The sequence below is a fragment of the Janthinobacterium sp. SUN120 genome, assembly GCF_030397735.1.
Taxonomy (GTDB): Bacteria; Pseudomonadota; Gammaproteobacteria; order Burkholderiales; family Burkholderiaceae_D; genus Janthinobacterium; species Janthinobacterium kumbetense.
The window spans coordinates 11,570-26,848 of the sequence record NZ_JAPUBW010000008.1; the positions used below are offsets into that span (position 1 = coordinate 11,570).

General features: G+C 62.1%; 17 protein-coding genes. 5 read left to right on the plus strand and 12 right to left on the minus strand.

Annotated features, from left to right (window positions below; all coding sequences use genetic code 11):
• Positions 1-51: 51 nt before the first annotated feature.
• The 7 genes from O0879_RS27400 to O0879_RS27430 form a co-directional block, all read right to left on the minus strand.
• On the minus strand, positions 52-1,179 hold the full coding sequence (locus O0879_RS27400) for an acyl-CoA dehydrogenase family protein (RefSeq protein ID WP_289914075.1): 1,128 nt from the start codon (positions 1,177-1,179) through the stop codon (positions 52-54).
• A gap of 40 nt (positions 1,180-1,219) precedes the next feature.
• Positions 1,220-1,888: an SDR family oxidoreductase gene (locus O0879_RS27405; RefSeq protein ID WP_289919790.1), complete on the minus strand. Its 669-nt coding sequence runs from the start codon at positions 1,886-1,888 to the stop codon at positions 1,220-1,222.
• Positions 1,889-1,962: 74 nt separating this feature from the next.
• Positions 1,963-3,159 carry an acetyl-CoA C-acyltransferase gene (locus O0879_RS27410; protein ID WP_099666058.1) on the minus strand — a complete coding sequence of 399 codons (1,197 nt, stop codon included), beginning with the start codon at positions 3,157-3,159 and terminating at the stop codon, positions 1,963-1,965.
• Positions 3,156-4,955 (minus strand): bifunctional isocitrate dehydrogenase kinase/phosphatase, encoded by a 1,800-nt coding sequence (gene aceK, locus O0879_RS27415; protein ID WP_289919792.1) that lies wholly within the window; start codon positions 4,953-4,955, stop codon positions 3,156-3,158. The genes O0879_RS27410 and aceK overlap by 4 nt, the downstream gene beginning before the upstream one ends.
• Positions 4,956-5,008: 53 nt before the next feature.
• Positions 5,009-6,193, minus strand: coding sequence for an isovaleryl-CoA dehydrogenase (locus O0879_RS27420; RefSeq protein ID WP_077398251.1), 1,185 nt, complete (start codon positions 6,191-6,193; stop codon positions 5,009-5,011).
• A 124-nt stretch (positions 6,194-6,317) separates the two neighbouring features.
• Positions 6,318-6,722 (minus strand): MerR family DNA-binding transcriptional regulator, encoded by a 405-nt coding sequence (locus tag O0879_RS27425; RefSeq protein WP_099666060.1) that lies wholly within the window; start codon positions 6,720-6,722, stop codon positions 6,318-6,320.
• Between the two features lie 94 nt (positions 6,723-6,816).
• On the minus strand, positions 6,817-7,191 hold the full coding sequence (locus tag O0879_RS27430) for a hypothetical protein (protein ID WP_251351519.1): 375 nt from the start codon (positions 7,189-7,191) through the stop codon (positions 6,817-6,819).
• Positions 7,192-7,435: 244 nt separating this feature from the next.
• On the opposite strand from O0879_RS27430, the gene O0879_RS27435 reads away from it, so the two are divergent.
• On the plus strand, positions 7,436-7,843 hold the full coding sequence (locus O0879_RS27435) for a hypothetical protein (RefSeq protein ID WP_034753756.1): 408 nt from the start codon (positions 7,436-7,438) through the stop codon (positions 7,841-7,843).
• Between the two features lie 89 nt (positions 7,844-7,932).
• Positions 7,933-8,259: a hypothetical protein gene (locus O0879_RS27440; protein ID WP_289919990.1), complete on the plus strand. Its 327-nt coding sequence runs from the start codon at positions 7,933-7,935 to the stop codon at positions 8,257-8,259.
• 151 nt (positions 8,260-8,410) lie between these two features.
• Here O0879_RS27440 and O0879_RS27445 read toward each other — a convergent pair whose 3' ends face one another.
• The 5 genes from O0879_RS27445 to O0879_RS27465 form a co-directional block, all read right to left on the minus strand.
• Entirely contained in the window at positions 8,411-9,025 is a 615-nt protein-coding gene (locus tag O0879_RS27445) for a UbiX family flavin prenyltransferase (protein WP_289919794.1), read from the minus strand.
• Complete coding sequence (gene grxD, locus O0879_RS27450) at positions 9,018-9,329, minus strand: Grx4 family monothiol glutaredoxin (RefSeq protein ID WP_034753766.1); 312 nt, start codon at positions 9,327-9,329, stop codon at positions 9,018-9,020. The genes O0879_RS27445 and grxD overlap by 8 nt, the downstream gene beginning before the upstream one ends.
• Positions 9,330-9,434: 105 nt before the next feature.
• A complete protein-coding gene (locus tag O0879_RS27455) occupies positions 9,435-9,905 on the minus strand; it encodes a GNAT family N-acetyltransferase (RefSeq protein ID WP_289919797.1) in 471 nt (156 codons plus the stop codon).
• A gap of 4 nt (positions 9,906-9,909) precedes the next feature.
• Complete coding sequence (locus tag O0879_RS27460; protein WP_289919800.1) at positions 9,910-12,258, minus strand: Tex family protein; 2,349 nt, start codon at positions 12,256-12,258, stop codon at positions 9,910-9,912.
• A gap of 94 nt (positions 12,259-12,352) precedes the next feature.
• Positions 12,353-12,718, minus strand: a complete 366-nt coding sequence (locus O0879_RS27465; protein WP_289919802.1) for a hypothetical protein — start codon at positions 12,716-12,718, stop codon at positions 12,353-12,355.
• 260 nt (positions 12,719-12,978) lie between these two features.
• Between O0879_RS27465 and O0879_RS27470 the strand changes: the two genes are divergently transcribed.
• From O0879_RS27470 to O0879_RS27480, 3 genes are read left to right on the plus strand one after another with little or no spacing between them, the layout of a single operon-like run.
• Positions 12,979-13,641 carry a secretin and TonB N-terminal domain-containing protein gene (locus O0879_RS27470; protein WP_289919804.1) on the plus strand — a complete coding sequence of 221 codons (663 nt, stop codon included), beginning with the start codon at positions 12,979-12,981 and terminating at the stop codon, positions 13,639-13,641.
• 2 nt (positions 13,642-13,643) lie between these two features.
• Positions 13,644-14,201 (plus strand): RNA polymerase sigma factor, encoded by a 558-nt coding sequence (locus tag O0879_RS27475; protein WP_035823145.1) that lies wholly within the window; start codon positions 13,644-13,646, stop codon positions 14,199-14,201.
• The gene (locus O0879_RS27480; protein WP_289919806.1) at positions 14,194-15,141 is read left to right on the plus strand and encodes a FecR domain-containing protein; all 948 of its coding nucleotides are present in this window, start codon (positions 14,194-14,196) and stop codon (positions 15,139-15,141) included. The genes O0879_RS27475 and O0879_RS27480 overlap by 8 nt, the downstream gene beginning before the upstream one ends.
• The last annotated feature ends 138 nt before the right edge of the window (positions 15,142-15,279 follow it).

Sequence of the window (15,279 nt, forward strand, 5' to 3'; positions counted from 1 at the left end):
GTTGCTCAAGGCGCCGAGACTTTTACCGCTTCACGCGCCTTCTTTCCTTGCTTATAAAGCTCTGGCGATGAGTATCTTCTGGATATCGCTGGTCCCCTCATAAATCTGGCACACGCGCACGTCGCGGTAGATGCGCTCGACGGGGAAGTCGGATACATAACCGTAGCCGCCGTGCACCTGGATGGCGTCCGAGCAGACTTTTTCCGCCATTTCCGACGCGAACAGCTTGGCCATGGCCGCTTCTTTTAAACACGGCAATCCCGCATCCTTCATGGCCGCCGCGTGGCGTATGAGTTGCCGCGCCGCTTCGATCTGCGTCGCCATGTCGGCCAGGCGGAATTGCACGGCCTGGTGTTCATAGATGGGCTTGCCGAAACTCTCGCGCTCGCGCGCATAACTTAACGCCGCTTCGTACGCGGCGCGCGCCATGCCGACGGCTTGCGAGGCGATGCCGATGCGGCCGCCTTCCAGGCCGGACAGGGCGATCTTGTAGCCTTGTCCCTCTTCGCCGATCATATTTTCCGCCGGGATGCGGCAATTCTCGAACAGGATTTGCGCCGTGTCCGACGAATGCTGGCCCATCTTCTGTTCCAGTCCCGCCACGATGTAGCCGGGCGTGTTCGTCGGTACCCAGAAGGCGCTGATGCCGCGCTTGCCGGCCGCCTTGTCGGTGACGGCCATGACGATGGCCACGTCCGCATACTTGCCGCTGGTAATGAACTGCTTGGTGCCGTTGATCACGTAGTCATTGCCATCGCGCGTGGCCGTCGTGCGCAGGGCGGACGCGTCGCTGCCCGTGTGTGGTTCCGTCAGGCAAAACGCACCCAGCATGGTCCCTTGCGCCAGCGGACGCAGCCATTGTTCCTTTTGCGCATCGTTGGCGTACATCATGGCGATGCTGCACACGGGGCAATTGTTGACGGAAATGATGGTCGAAGTGCCGCCATCGCCGGCGGCGATTTCTTCCAGCACCAGGGCCAGGGACACATAGTCGAGACCGGCGCCACCCAGCGCTTCCGGCACGGCCACGCCAAAGGCGCCCAGCGCGGCCAGTTCCTGCAATTCTTCTTTCGGGAAATGATGTTCCTTGTCCCAGCGGGCCGCGTTGGGCGCCAGGCGCTCGCGCGAAAAACTGCGCAGCGCTTCCTGGATCATGGTCTGTTCTTCATTGAGTATCATGGGACGTCGTCTCGTTTGTTTTTATCGTGAATTCAGGGAGTTACCAGCCGATAGGCTTGCCATCGTAGTTGCGGAACACGGCCTTGTCCGTGGCCGGCAGGCTGGCCAGGGTGGCGCGGATGCCGGCAGCGCTTTCCTCGGGGGAAATATCGGCGCCGGCGCCGCCCATGTCCGTGCGCACCCAGCCCGGGTGGAAAGCCACGCAGCTGACGCCTTGCGGGCCATGCACGAGGGCCGTGTCGATCAGCACGGAATTCAGGGCCGCCTTGCTGGCACGGTACAGCGAACCGGTGGGATTGCCCCGTTCGCTCAGGGAACCCATGTGCGAGGACAGCACGGCCAGCTTGCCTTTCGCGTTGGCCACCAGCGGCGCCAGGATCGGCAGCAGCCGCATGGCCGCCAGCACGTTCGTGTGCATGACGAGGTCGAAATCGGCTTGCGCGGGGAAACCGTCGTGGCGGGGGCCGTACACGCCCGCGTTGAGGATGGCTACGTCGAGCTTTTCATCGTCGAGTTTCCAGCCCAGGCCGGCACAGCCTTCCACGTCCGTCACGTCCAGCTGGTGCGCTTCCGCGCCCAGTTGCGCGAGGGCGTCGCAAGCGTCCGGTGTGCGGGCCGTGGCGATGACACGCCAGCCATCGTGACGGTATTGACGGACGATTTCGTGGCCGATGCCGCGCGAGGCGCCGATGATCAATGCGGTAGGCATATGTTTTCTCCCTGAAAATAAAATGAAAGGGCGCGCACCGTGAACTGCGGTGCGCGCCCGGGCTCAGGAAGAGCTTATACCAGTTCGATCGCCATCGCCGTCGCTTCGCCGCCGCCGATGCACAGGGCCGCCACGCCGCGCTTGCCGCCGGTTTTTTTCAGGGCGCCCAGCAGGGTGACGATGATGCGCGCGCCCGAGGCGCCGATCGGGTGGCCCAGCGCGCACGCGCCGCCGTGGATGTTGATCTTGCTGTGTGGAATGTCGAGGTCGTGCATGGCGGCCATCGGCACGGCCGCGAACGCTTCATTGATCTCGAACAAGTCCACATTGCTGCTGCTCCAGCCCGTTTTGGCGTACAGTTTTTTCACCGCGCCGATGGGGGCCGTGGTGAATTCGTTCGGCGCCTGCGCATGCGTGGCGTGGCCGTGGATTTTCGCGATGACGGTGCAACCGAGCTTTTTCGCCGTCGATTCGCGCATCAGCACGAGGGCTGCCGCGCCATCGTTGATCGACGAAGACGAGGCGGCCGTGATGGTGCCATCCTTCTTGAACGCCGCCTTCAAGGTGGGGATTTTTTCCAGGCGGGCTTTTTGCGGGCCTTCATCGATGCTGACGATGGTGTCGCCGCCGCGGCCGGACACGGTCACGGGCACGATTTCCCATTCGAAACTGCCATCCTTGGTGGCCGCTTGCGCGCGTTTCACGGATTCGATGGCGAAGGCATCCTGCGCTTCGCGCGTGAAGTGATATTGGCTGGCGCACTCTTCGGCAAACGTGCCCATCGAGCGGGCATTGCCCTTTTCATCGCGGCTGTAGGCGTCTTCCAGGCCATCCATCATCATGTGGTCATAGATCATGCCGTGGCCGATGCGGTAGCCGCCGCGCGCCTTCGGTACCAGGTAAGGGGCGTTGGTCATCGATTCCATGCCGCCCGCCACCACCACGTCGGCGCTGCCGGCGAGCAAGGTGTCATGCGCGAACATGGTCGTCTGCATGGCCGAGCCGCACATTTTCGACAGGGTCACGGCGCCCGTGGAATCGGGTAAGCCAGCCTTGCGCAAGGCTTGGCGCGCGGGCGCCTGGCCCTGGCCCGCCATCAGGCAATTGCCGAAAAACACGTGTTCCACGGCATCCGGCGCCACGCCGGCCCGTTCCACGGCGGCGCGGATGGCCACGGCACCCAGGTCGCTGGCGGTGACGTTGGCAAAGTCGCCCTGGAAGGCGCCCATGGGGGTGCGCGCGGCACCGACGATTACGACTGGATCATTCATGTTGGATCTCCGGTTAGGGGTGGGGATGATGACTGCATACAAAAACGCAGGTGCTGCGGATAAGGGAAGACGTCCTCGATGTGGCCGTCTTCGATGCGCTGTTTGCGCGCCTGCCAATATTGCGCCGTCAGCAGGTCGGCATGGTGCTGCATGAAATAGGTGCGGATACGGGGATTGCCCAGCAGGAAGGTACCGAATTGTTCGGGAAACACATCGTGCTTGCCGATGGGATACCAAGGTTCGGCCGACATTTCTTCTTCCTCCGTGCGCGCCTGGGGAATGACGCGGAACTGGCAATCGGTGATGTACTCGATTTCATCGTAATCGTAAAAAACGACACGTTGATGACGCGTGACGCCAAAATTTTTATACAGCATATCGCCCGGAAAGATATTCGCCGCCACCAATTCCTTGATGGCGTTGCCGTACTCGACGATGGCGTGTTCGACCAGGTCGTCGCGGCCTTCCTTCTCGGCATTGCTCAGCCACATGTTCAGCGGCACCATGCGCCGCTCGATGTACAGGTGGCGGATGATGATCTGTTCGTGGTCTTCTTCGATCAGCGAGGGGGCGAACTGTTTCAGCTCGGCCAGCAATTCCTCGGCAAAACGGGCGCGGGGAAAGGCCACGTTGGAATACTCGAGCGTGTCGGCCATGCGGCCCACCCGGTCGTGGTGTTTCACCAGCAAGTACTTTTGCTGGACTTGCGCGCGCGTGGTTTCCTTGGGCGGCGGGAAAAAATCCTTGATCACCTTGAAGACATACGGAAACGACGGCAGGGCAAACACGAGCATCACCAGGCCGCGGATGCCGGGCGCGCTTTCGAAGTGGTCCGACGAGTGTTTCAGATGCTGCAGGTAGTCGCGGTAAAACAGCGTCTTGCCCTGTTTTTGCAAGCCCAGTATCGTATAAATCTCACTGCGCGGCTTGCGCGGGAGCAAACTTCGGAGAAATTGCACGTAGGCCGACGGCACTTCCATATCGACCAGGAAATACGCGCGCGTAAACGAAAACAGCACGGCGATCTGCTGCTGCTCGAACAGCACCGTGTCGAGCACCAGCTTGCCGTGACGGTTGTGCAGGATGGGCACGACAAACGGATATTCGCGGTTGCCGTTGATGCCCTTGCCGACCAGATAGGCGCCCTTGTTGCGGTAGAACAAACTGGTCAAGACCTGGATCTGGTGGTTCGGTTCGATCCTGTCGCCGCCGAACAGCTGCTGCAGCCGCGCTTCCACCTGGGCCACGTCACGCTCCAGGTTGGCAAATGCGCAATCCAGCTGGAAGTGCGTCAGCATGCGCGTCAGGGTGTGGCGCAAACCGTCCTTGCCGGGGTAATACACGCGGTAGGTGGGGACCGGGTCTTGCGTTTCGATGTATTCCGTGGACACGACGGGACGCACGAAAATATAGTCGTTATTGAAATACGTGCGGTGCAGGATGTTGCAGCAGACGGAATTGAAGAAGGTTTCCGCCAGTTCCGGCTGCTTGTGTTCCGTCAGCATGCCGATGTAGTGCAGCTTGAGTTCGCGCCACACTTCATCGCTCAACTCCGACTCTTCGTACTCATCTTCGAGCATCTGCACGCATTCCTGCACGCGCTTGTCATAGAAGTCGATGCGTTCGCGGGCCGCCGTCTGTGCCGCGGCCCAGGCGCCTTGCTCGAAATACTGCTTGGCTTGCTGGCTGGTTTCGCGGAACAGGCGGTAATGCTTGTCGAAGCCGTCGCGGATGGTGCGCGCGATATCGAATGCAATCTGGGAAGAGAGCAATTTGGGGAAGGCAATGTGCGTCATAGCTGTGCTCGCATAAATAGCTCTTCACCCAGTCGATAGCCGCGCGCCCGTGCTTACTTGGTTTCCGCAAACAGTTCGCGGCCTATCAGCATGCGGCGGATTTCGCTGGTCCCGGCGCCGATTTCGTACAGCTTGGCGTCGCGCCACAGGCGGCCGGCCGGGAATTCGTTGATGTAGCCATTGCCGCCCAGGGCCTGGATCGCTTCGCCCGCCATCCACGTCGCCTTCTCCGCACTATACAGAATGGCGCCGGCCGCATCCTTGCGCAACTGGCGCACGGCTTCCGGCGTGGTGGCGCGGTCGCACGCCTGGCCCACGGCATACACGTAGGCCTTGCACGCCATCATGGTCGAATACATATCGGCCAGTTTGCCCTGCATTAATTGGAATTCGCCGATGGGCTGGCCGAATTGCTTGCGGTCATGCACGTAAGGCACGACCAGGTCCATGCAGGCCTGCATGATGCCCAGCGGGCCGCCGGACAGCACGGTGCGCTCGAAGTCGAGGCCCGACATCAGCACGTTGACGCCCTTGCCCAGGCCTCCCAGCACGTTTTCGGCCGGCACTTCGCAATCCTGGAACACCAGTTCGCCCGTGTGCGAGCCGCGCATGCCCAGCTTGTCGAGCTTTTGCGCGATGGAAAAGCCCTTGAAATTCTTTTCGATCAGGAACGCCGTCATGCCGCGCGGACCCGCTTCCAGGTCGTTTTTCGCGTACACCACCAGCACGTCCGCGTCGGGGCCGTTGGTGATCCACATCTTGGTGCCGTTCAAGACCCAGCGGTCGCCCTTGAAGTCGGCGCGCAGCTTCATGCTGACGACGTCCGAGCCCGCGTTCGGTTCCGACATGGCCAGCGCGCCGATGTGTTCGCCCGTGATCAGCTTCGGCAGGTACTTGGCCTTTTGTTCGGCCGTGCCGTTGCGCTTGATCTGGTTCACGCACAGGTTCGAGTGGGCGCCGTAGGACAGGCCGACGGAAGCCGAGGCGCGCGAAATCTCTTCCATGGCGATGATGTGCGCCAGGTAACCCATGCCGGCGCCGCCGTACTCTTCGCTGACGGTAATGCCGAGCAAGCCCATGTCGCCCATCTTGCGCCACAGGTCCATGGGGAACTGGTCGGTGCGGTCGATCTCGGCCGCGCGAGGCGCGATTTCGGCGGCGGCAAATTGTTGGATCGCTTCGCGCAGCGAGGCGATGTCTTCGCCGTGGTCAAAGGTCAAGCCTGGGAGATGGAGCATGTCGTCCTCGTCGTTATAAGTGTGGCGGTCATGGATGCCGGGTCAGTGAAGCTATGATACTCAGTTGTGACGTTTACGTAAACGTAAAGCGATGCGCGTGCGGCCAGCGCCGCCGCATCGCTGCCTAGCTGGTTTGCGCCGGATCCAGGTTCAAGTCCGCCAGCATGTGCGCGCAAGCGTCTTCATGCGCGCTGATTTCCGCCAGCGCCATTTCGATATCGATGCGCTGCTGCTCCAGGGTTTGCCGGTGCTGCGCAAGCACGCCCAGGAAGCGGTCCATCTGCGCGCGCGTGTCTTTCGGCGACTCGTACATGTCGACCAGGCTCTTGATCTCCGACAGCGCCAGGCCCAGGCGCTTGCCGCGCAGGGTCAGTTTCAATCGGGTGCGGTCGCGCGGCGTGTAGACGCGGCTGCGCCCGCCCGCGCCTTCGCGTTTCGGACTGAGCAAGCCCTGGTCTTCATAGAAGCGGATGGCGCGCGCCGTGATGTCGAATTCCCGCGCCAGTTCGGTAATGGTATAGGTCGTCATTGCTGCGGGCGGTGTCGGTTGCATGGGTGGTCGGTCGCTGGATGGGTGCTGCAGGGTAATGGGGGGCAAAGTGCCGTTTACGTCAACGTCAATACTATTGTAGCGTGCCCTGCCCGTGCTGCAACAAAGAAAAAAGAGGACCTGGACAGGGGAATTTGGCGAATAAGGCAACAGTTACTGAAAATAAATTGATTCTTCTGGCGCAAACGCGCTTAAGATCGAGAGTTGGTGGCCAAGATGACACCAAAAAGAGCTTTCCTGGCATAACAGCGACATTCTTTTCGCTGCGATGGCAGTAAAATTTTTCGGGCGCAGATTCTTTCCAACCGGCACGATCAAAAAACAACGTTTCACTCTGAGCACGTTGTTCGAATCGTTTCCATGTTGGAAACAAAATGGCCCTTCTGAAAACTTTGTCTACAAGAAATTGTATGACATGGGCATTGCGTACATCGGTAGAGGAGGGCATTATCCGATACCGTACGTTGTAATGCCAAACCGAGGCTTTGAATCGTGCTGCAGTGCGAAAATCAAGGCCAGCCGCGAATTTGACCCGAAGCCACGCAGAATCACAAGAGAAAATTCGGCCCACTTTTCTACCCGGAAAGCCCGGCCGGAGTGTTAATTGTTAATTGATACTCTTTTCAAATGTAACATTCTGTATGGTCATTCAAGAAACTGACTTTCATGTTACAACATGAAATAGTACACCTATGAATTCTTCTAACGAACGCGAAAGCTTCAGCCAGCGACTTCAGTTGGCTCTCAAAAACGCCCATTATTCTCCAGACAGCCCGACCAGACTGGCCCGGGAATTCAATATCCGTTTCGACGGGCGCCCGATTACCGTGCATGCAGCTAGGAAATGGTTAGTAGGTGAAGCAATTCCGACGCAAGAGAAATTGCGCATGATTGCCCAATGGTTGGGCGTTCCGGCGGAATGGTTGCGTTTTGGCGGCCCGGAAAGCGCCACGCCGAATGGCGAAGCGGGCAGCGCTTTGTCGCGGTTTGAGTCCGCCGATGTGAAATTAATTGCCGATTTGCAAAGATTAGATGAACATCATCGTCAAATCGCGCGAGAATTTATTCGCATGCTGGTCAGAGTCAACTACCAAAAGTAAGCATTCAGGCCATCCCCGGCCGGCGCCGTCCGCCTTTCGCTGGCGGCGCTCTTCCTGTCCTTTTATTTGCGCAACGTCATACTGGAGACATGATTTTGTCGCACAATAAGACCTCGCATGTTGCGCTGCAGCGGAATTATTTGACAATAATCCCGCGCGCAGCGGCGCAGCGGCCAATACCAGCGCATAATCACATCAGAAGCAGCCAGTTCATCCACTACGGAGCCGAGCATTTGAGCCGTCTTATGAAAAGTAACTACAGCAATACCGCGCAGCTGAAGGACTTGATGACCGTGCCCCCCATGACTGCCGCGCAACATGCGGAAGTGATGCGCAAACGGATCGCCCACCGCAGGATGGTTGAAGAAGCCAGGGATTTGAAGCAGGCCAGTGCTGTTCAGTTTGAGAAGCGGTGATGGATGCCTGACCAAAGCTGCTGCGCGTCGGCATAGGCGGTCTGCGATGCTCACCGTGCTAGAGCACGGTTGTGCTTCTCGGCCACCTCTTCCTTCCGCTCGCTACGCTTTTGTCAGGCATCGTGACGTGCGTAGTTGGTGATGTAGTCTGTTAGTTTGTTGCTGACTGGTCTGGGGTTTTCAAACCACCCCATCGCGGCGCCAGGGCGTGCTCGATGCCGAGCAGGTCGATGACGCGCGCGACCGTATGGTCGACCATCTCCGCAATGCTTTGCGGGTGGTGATAAAAGCTGGGTAGTGGGGGGAAGATGATGCCGCCCATTTCCGTCACGGCCGTCATATTGCGCAGGTGCGCCAGGTTGAACGGCGTTTCGCGCACCATCAAAATCAGGCGGCGGCGCTCCTTGAGCGCCACATCGGCTGCCCGCGTGATCAAATTATCCGACAGGCCATGGGCCACGGCCGCCAGGGTCTTCATCGAGCACGGTGCGACGACCATGCCATCCGATTGAAACGAGCCGCTGGCGATGCTTGCGCCGATATCGCGCAGCTTGTGCACCACGTGCGCCTGCGCTTCGATGTCCTTGCGCCCCACGCCCGTTTCCTGGTGCAGGGTCAATACGGCTGCATCCGACAAGACCAGATGCGTCTCGACGCCGGGGATGGCGCCGAGCAATTGCAGCAGCCGCAAGCCATACACGGCGCCCGTGGCGCCCGTGATGGCCACGACGATACGGCGCGGCCGCTGCTGTTGACTATCAGGCATCGAGCAGGGACTTCAGTTCGCCCGATTCAAACATTTCATTCATGATATCGGAACCACCGATGAACTCGCCTTTGACATACAGCTGCGGAATGGTCGGCCAGTTCGAGTAATCCTTGATGCCTTGGCGCACTTCCGGGTCATCCAGCACGTTGACGGTAGCGATGTTTTCCACGCCGCATGCTTTCAGGATCTGGATGGCGCGGCCGGAAAAGCCGCACTGCGGGAACTGGGCCGTGCCCTTCATGAACAGCACGACTGGCGTGTTCGTCACGGTTTCTTTGATCCAGGTTTGTACGTCGCTCATAGCTGCCTCTGATGGGTAAATAAATAGATGCCGTCATTTTATAAGAAAACGCCGGCACGGGTATGCGCTCAAGTCATAAATCGGGCAAGTCAGCCACGTTGACGCTTATAACTGTTTGCCCAAGCACACCGATTGTGCCGCGCCCACGTATTTGCCCCAGGCAACGACGGGTGCATAGCCGTGTTTGGCATAAAACGCCACCGCGCGGGTATTCGCCACGCGGGTGGACAGGTGCAGCCGCGCATAGCCGAAGCAGCGCGCCTGCGCTTCCACATGGGCCAGCAGGGCCGCGCCCACGCCACCTTGGCCGGGGCGCGCATACATGCGCTTGAGTTCTGCCGTGGCGCTGTCCGGCCCGCCCAGCGGGCGCAGGGCCGCGCAGCCCAGCAGGTCACCGGCGGCGTTGCGGGCAAGATAAAAGCCGCCGCGCGGCGTGGCCGCCTCGGCATCGAAGGAAGAGCGGCCGCTGTCGCCATTGATGCGCAGCAATGCTTCCGACAATTCGTCGAGCAGCAGCTGCGCATCCGGGCCGGCCGCGTCCGCCGCCAGGATGACAAGGTCCTGCCCGGCGGCCACGGGCTTAACCGCGCAGCTTGGCGAACGCGGCGGCCATGCTGCCGGCCGGTTCCGGCGCGTTGCGCGACTGCGACTGGTGCTGCGCCATGCTGCGGCGGTCGTTGCGGTCGCCACGCTGTTCCGGCTTGCTGCCCGCCTGCGGCGCGCTATCCGTCAAACGCATGGTCAGCGCGATGCGCTTGCGCTTTTCATCGACTTCCAGCACTTTCACGCGCACGACTTGTCCCGCCTTGACCACCGTGTGCGGGTCCTTGACGAAGGTGTTCGACAGGGCCGAGATATGCACGAGGCCATCCTGGTGCACGCCGATGTCGACGAAGGCGCCAAAGGCGGCCACGTTGGTGACCACGCCCTCGAGAATCATGTCCGGGCGCAAGTCGCGGATTTCTTCCACGCCTTCCTTGAAGGTGGCCGTCGTAAATTCCGGACGCGGGTCGCGGCCCGGCTTTTCCAGTTCCTTCAAGATATCGGAAATGGTCGGCACGCCGAAGGTTTCATCCGCGTACTTGGCGGGGCTGAGGGTTTTCAGCAGGGCCGTTTCGCCGATGACGGCCTTGATATCCTTCTTGATATCGGCCAGGATTTTTTCCACCAGCGGGTACGATTCCGGGTGGACGGCCGAGGCGTCCAGCGGATTTTCGCCGCCCATCACGCGCAGGAAGCCCGCTGCCTGTTCGTAGGTCTTGTCGCCCAGGCGCGGCACGGCTTTCAGCGCCGCGCGCGAGGTGAACGCGCCCTTCATGTCGCGGTATGTGACGATGCTTTGCGCCACGCTGGCCGACAGGCCGGAGACGCGCGCCAGCAGCGGCGCCGACGCCGTGTTCACGTCCACGCCGACGGCGTTCACGCAATCTTCCACCACGGCATCGAGCGAACGGGCCAGCTGGCTTTGACTCACGTCATGCTGGTATTGGCCCACGCCGATGGATTTCGGGTCGATTTTCACCAGTTCGGCCAGCGGGTCTTGCAGGCGGCGCGCGATGGAGACGGCGCCGCGCAGGGACACATCCATGTCCGGCAACTCTTTCGAGGCGAACTCGGATGCCGAATACACCGACGCGCCCGCTTCCGAGACGACGATCTTCGTCATCTTCGCTTCCGGATGCTGCTTGATCAAATCCTGCGCCAGCTTGTCCGTCTCGCGCGAGGCGGTGCCGTTGCCGATGGAAATCAGGGACACATTGTGCTTGGCGGCAAGACGGCCCAGCGTATGCAGCGAACCATCCCAGTCGTTCTTTGGCTGGTGCGGGTAGATCACGGCCGTGTCGACCACTTTACCCGTGGCATCGACCACGGCGACCTTGACGCCCGTGCGCAAGCCAGGGTCCAGGCCCATGGTGGCGCGCTGGCCGGCCGGCGCGGCCAGCAGCAGCGCTTTCAGGTTGGTGGCGAAGACGTTGATGGCGTCGAGTTCCGAGCGTTCGCGCAGCGCGCCCATCAGTTCCGTTTCCAGGTGCATGAAGCTTTTCACGCGCCAGGTCCAGCGCGCCGTATCGGCCAGCCATTTGTCGGCCGGACGGCCCTGTTGCTTGATGCCGAAACGGGCGGCGATGCGGCCTTCGCACGGGTTGTGCGGCGCATCCCATTTCGGTTTTTCCGCTTCCGTATCCAGGCGCAGGGTGACGTCGAGGATGCCCTCGCGGCGGCCGCGCAGCAGCGCCAGCGCGCGGTGCGATGGCACTGTAGAAATGGTTTCCGAGTAATCGAAATAATCGGCGAATTTTTCGCCTTCGTCCTGCTTGCCTTCCACCACTTTCGATTCGACGATGCCGTGTTCCTGTACGTATTCGCGCAAGGTTTGCAGCAGGGTTGCGTCTTCGGCGAAGCGCTCCATCAGGATCTGGCGCGCGCCGTCGAGGGCCGCCTTGGTGTCCGCCACGCCCGGGTTGTTGCCGTCGGCACTCGTGAACGCTTCGCGCAGGAACTTGCCTGCTTCCATTTCCGGCGTCAGTTCCGGATTGTCCAGCAAGCCGTCGGCCAGCGGCATCAAGCCCGCTTCGATGGCGATCTGCGCCTTCGTGCGGCGCTTTTGCTTGTATGGCAGATACAAGTCTTCCAGGCGCGTCTTGTCTTCCGCGTGCATGACGGCGTCCAGCAGCTCGGGCGTCATCTTGTTCTGTTCCGTGATCGAGGCCACGATGGCGGCGCGCCGCTCTTCCAGCTCGCGCAGGTAGCGCAAGCGCTCTTCGAGCAGGCGCAGCTGGATATCGTCGAGGCCGCCGGTCGCTTCCTTGCGGTAACGGGCGATGAAGGGCACGGTGGCGCCTTCGTCGAGCAGTTCGATGGCGGCGGCAACCTGCACCGGTTTGGCGGCAAGTTCAAGGGCAAGACGTTGTTCGATAGTGGGCAGCATGGTTGTTTCCAGAGCGATCAAGCCTGGAATGATACGCAATCGGCGCGATTGCGCAATCTTGACAGCGCAAATGGACTGTGCGTTGACAACAGCGTCAACGGGCCGGCAGCAGCGGGCTGGCGGGCGTCGGCGGAGGCGGGCGCTGCGGCGTGACGGATTTGCCAAAGGCATTGCCCATGCGGTGTTCGAGGGCGGCGCGGTTGTACAGGCCCAGCTGGTTCGACGGGCGCTGCACGATCGCTTCCGCGCCGGACAGGGCGGGCGGCTGCCGGTTCACGGCGTTGCTATTTGGCAATAATTTTTCATTCAAGCAAGACATCGATTGCGCGCGCTTGCCATTGACTTCCACTTCCACGCAACCCTTCTCCGGCGCGGCCGCCTTCACGACGACGGTGTGCTCGTCCGCCTGTGCGGACAGGGCGGCGCAGGCCAGCAGCAATAGTGATAACAGGCGTGCCATGGCGGCTCCCGGAACGGTGGATCAGGCGTTCAGCATAGCAAGATCATATGTCGCGGCGATGACACAGGCCGGCATGCGGGCCGATGCCATGTCATGCAGTTGTCATTTTATGAAGCTACCATCTTGCCATTCTGCAGACAACATTGCAGTCAAGACACTTCATGAGCAGGATTTTTCGTTGATTCCCCTGGAAAATGACACTAAGCCACCGCCGCGCCGCAACGGGCAATGCCCTGTCCGCCTGCTTGCTGATGACATTCATGACATTGATGACATTCGTGCGGCCGGCTGCGGGCGCGGACGGTGCTGACGCCAGCGCGCACGCGACCCTGCGCTTCGACTTGCCCGCCCAGCCGCTCGATGCGGCCCTGGTGGCGTTCGGCGAAGTGACCGGGTATTCCGTGCTCGTCAGCAGCCAGCTGGCGGCAGGTCGCGTGGCAGCGCCCGTGCGCGGCGACTACACGCCGGCCGAAGCGTTGCAGCGCTTGCTGGCAGGCACGCAGCTGGGCGCGCGCTTCAGCGGCAGCAATGCGTTTACCTTGCTGGCGCTGGCCGACGCCCCCGTGGCGCCGGCGCCCGTGCCGGCCGAGGCCGTCCCCGCCGCGCCCCCGTTGCAGGGGTATGCGGCCATCCTGCAGCGCTCGCTCACGCGCGCCCTGTGCCGCTTGCATCCGGACGCCTTCGGCCGCTACCGCCTGGCTTTCCAGCTGTGGCTTGACGAGCGGGGCAAGGTGCGCGCCGTACACGTGCTGGAACCGAGCGGCGTGGAACAGCGCGACCGCGCCGTGCTGCAGCGCTTGCGCAGCCTGCTGATGGATGGCGCGCCGCCGGCGGGCTTGCCGCAGCCGCTGACGATTTTATTGACGCCGCGGCCCGATCCGGATGCCGACTGCGCGCCCTACCTGCTGGCCGGGGCGCCCTGACCATGCCGGAATTGCTCAAGACCACCTTGCGCAAGCTGTTCCTGGAACGCTACGGACAGTTTCGCCGCCACTTGCAGCGCCGCCTGGGCTCGGAAGATCTGGCCAACGACGCGCTGCATGAAACGTATTTGCGGGTCGAACGGATGAATGCGCCCGAGGCGATCAGCTACCCGTCCGCCTACTTGATGCGCATCGCCATCAACATTGCGGAAGATCAACGTCGCGACAATGCGCGCCTGCTCAGCTTGCCCGATATCGACGACCTGTACGAGATGGCCGACGAGCTGGCCGACCCGGCCCGCACCTTCAGCGCGCGCGCCGAACTGGAAGAACTGGAACGGGCCTTGCAGGAGTTGCCGAAACGCCGGCGCGCCATCGTCATCGCCGCCCGCGTCGACCAGTTGCCGCACCGCGATATCGCCGAGCGCTTCGGCATTTCCGCCCGCACGGTAGAGAAAGAATTGCGCGCCGGCCTGGAACATTGCTGCGAGCGCATGGGACGCGATTTTATTCAGCGCTTCGGTCCCGGCGCGGGAAAAACGTCTAAACATCATGACTGAACAAGCGGAAGACGACATGGGTGTCATCCAGAAGGAAGCGCAGGCGTGGGTCGTGCGCCTGGCCTCGGGCCAGGTCAGCGAGCGCGATGCGCAAGTGTTTCGCCATTGGTGCGCGCGCAGCCGCAAGCATGCCAACGCGTTTGCCGAGGCGCGCGCCGTGTGGGGCGCCATGGCGCCGGCCGCGCGCGCCGTCAAGCGGGCGCAGGCGCCCGTCAACACGGCGCGGCGCGCCTGGCTCGGCGGCGCCGTGGCCGCCTCGCTGGGCTTGCTGGTGCTGAGGCCACCGATGGACCTGTGGCCGGCCGTCGCGGGTCTTGCCGCCGACTACGCCACGGGCACGGGCGAACAGCGCCAAGTGGCGCTCGACGGCGGCGTGCTGGTGCAGATGAATACGCAGACGCGCCTCGACGCGGCGCCCGTGCAGGACGGCGCCGCGGCGCTGGTGCTGCTGGCGGGCGAGGCGGAATTCCAGGCCGGCTTGCGCGGCGCGGCGCGGGTGCGCGTGCAGGCGGGCGACGGCACCGTGTCGGCCGGCAGCGCCCGTTTCAATATCCGCCTGTTTGGCCAGGAAGTGTGCGTGACGTGCCTGGCGGGCCGCCTGCGCGTGGCGCAGGCCGGCAACGATGCGGAACTGGCCGCGGGCCAGCAGCTGCGCTACCGGCCCGAGCATTTCGGCATCGCCCGCGCGGTGGCCAGGGGCGACGTCAGCGCGTGGCGCCAGCGCTTGCTGGTGTTCAAGCAAAGCACCCTGGCCGAAGTGGTGGACGAGGTGAACCGCTACCGGCCCGGCAAGCTGATCCTCAATGGCGACGCCTTGAAACTCACGCGCGTGCAAGCGAGCTTTTCGCTCGACCGTCTCGACGACGTGATCGCCCTGATCCAGGACGCGTATGGCGCGCGCGTGACGCGGCTGCCGGGCGGCATCGTGCTGTTTGGCTAGCGATGCACGCCGATGGCATGCCGCCAATTATGACATTTTCATGACCTTTTGCAGTCCCGGACCTTGTTCCCTGTCAATGCTGCTGGAAGCCGCGAATCAGTGCCTGCCGCCCGCCCCCGTGCGTGCCGCGCGCCGCCT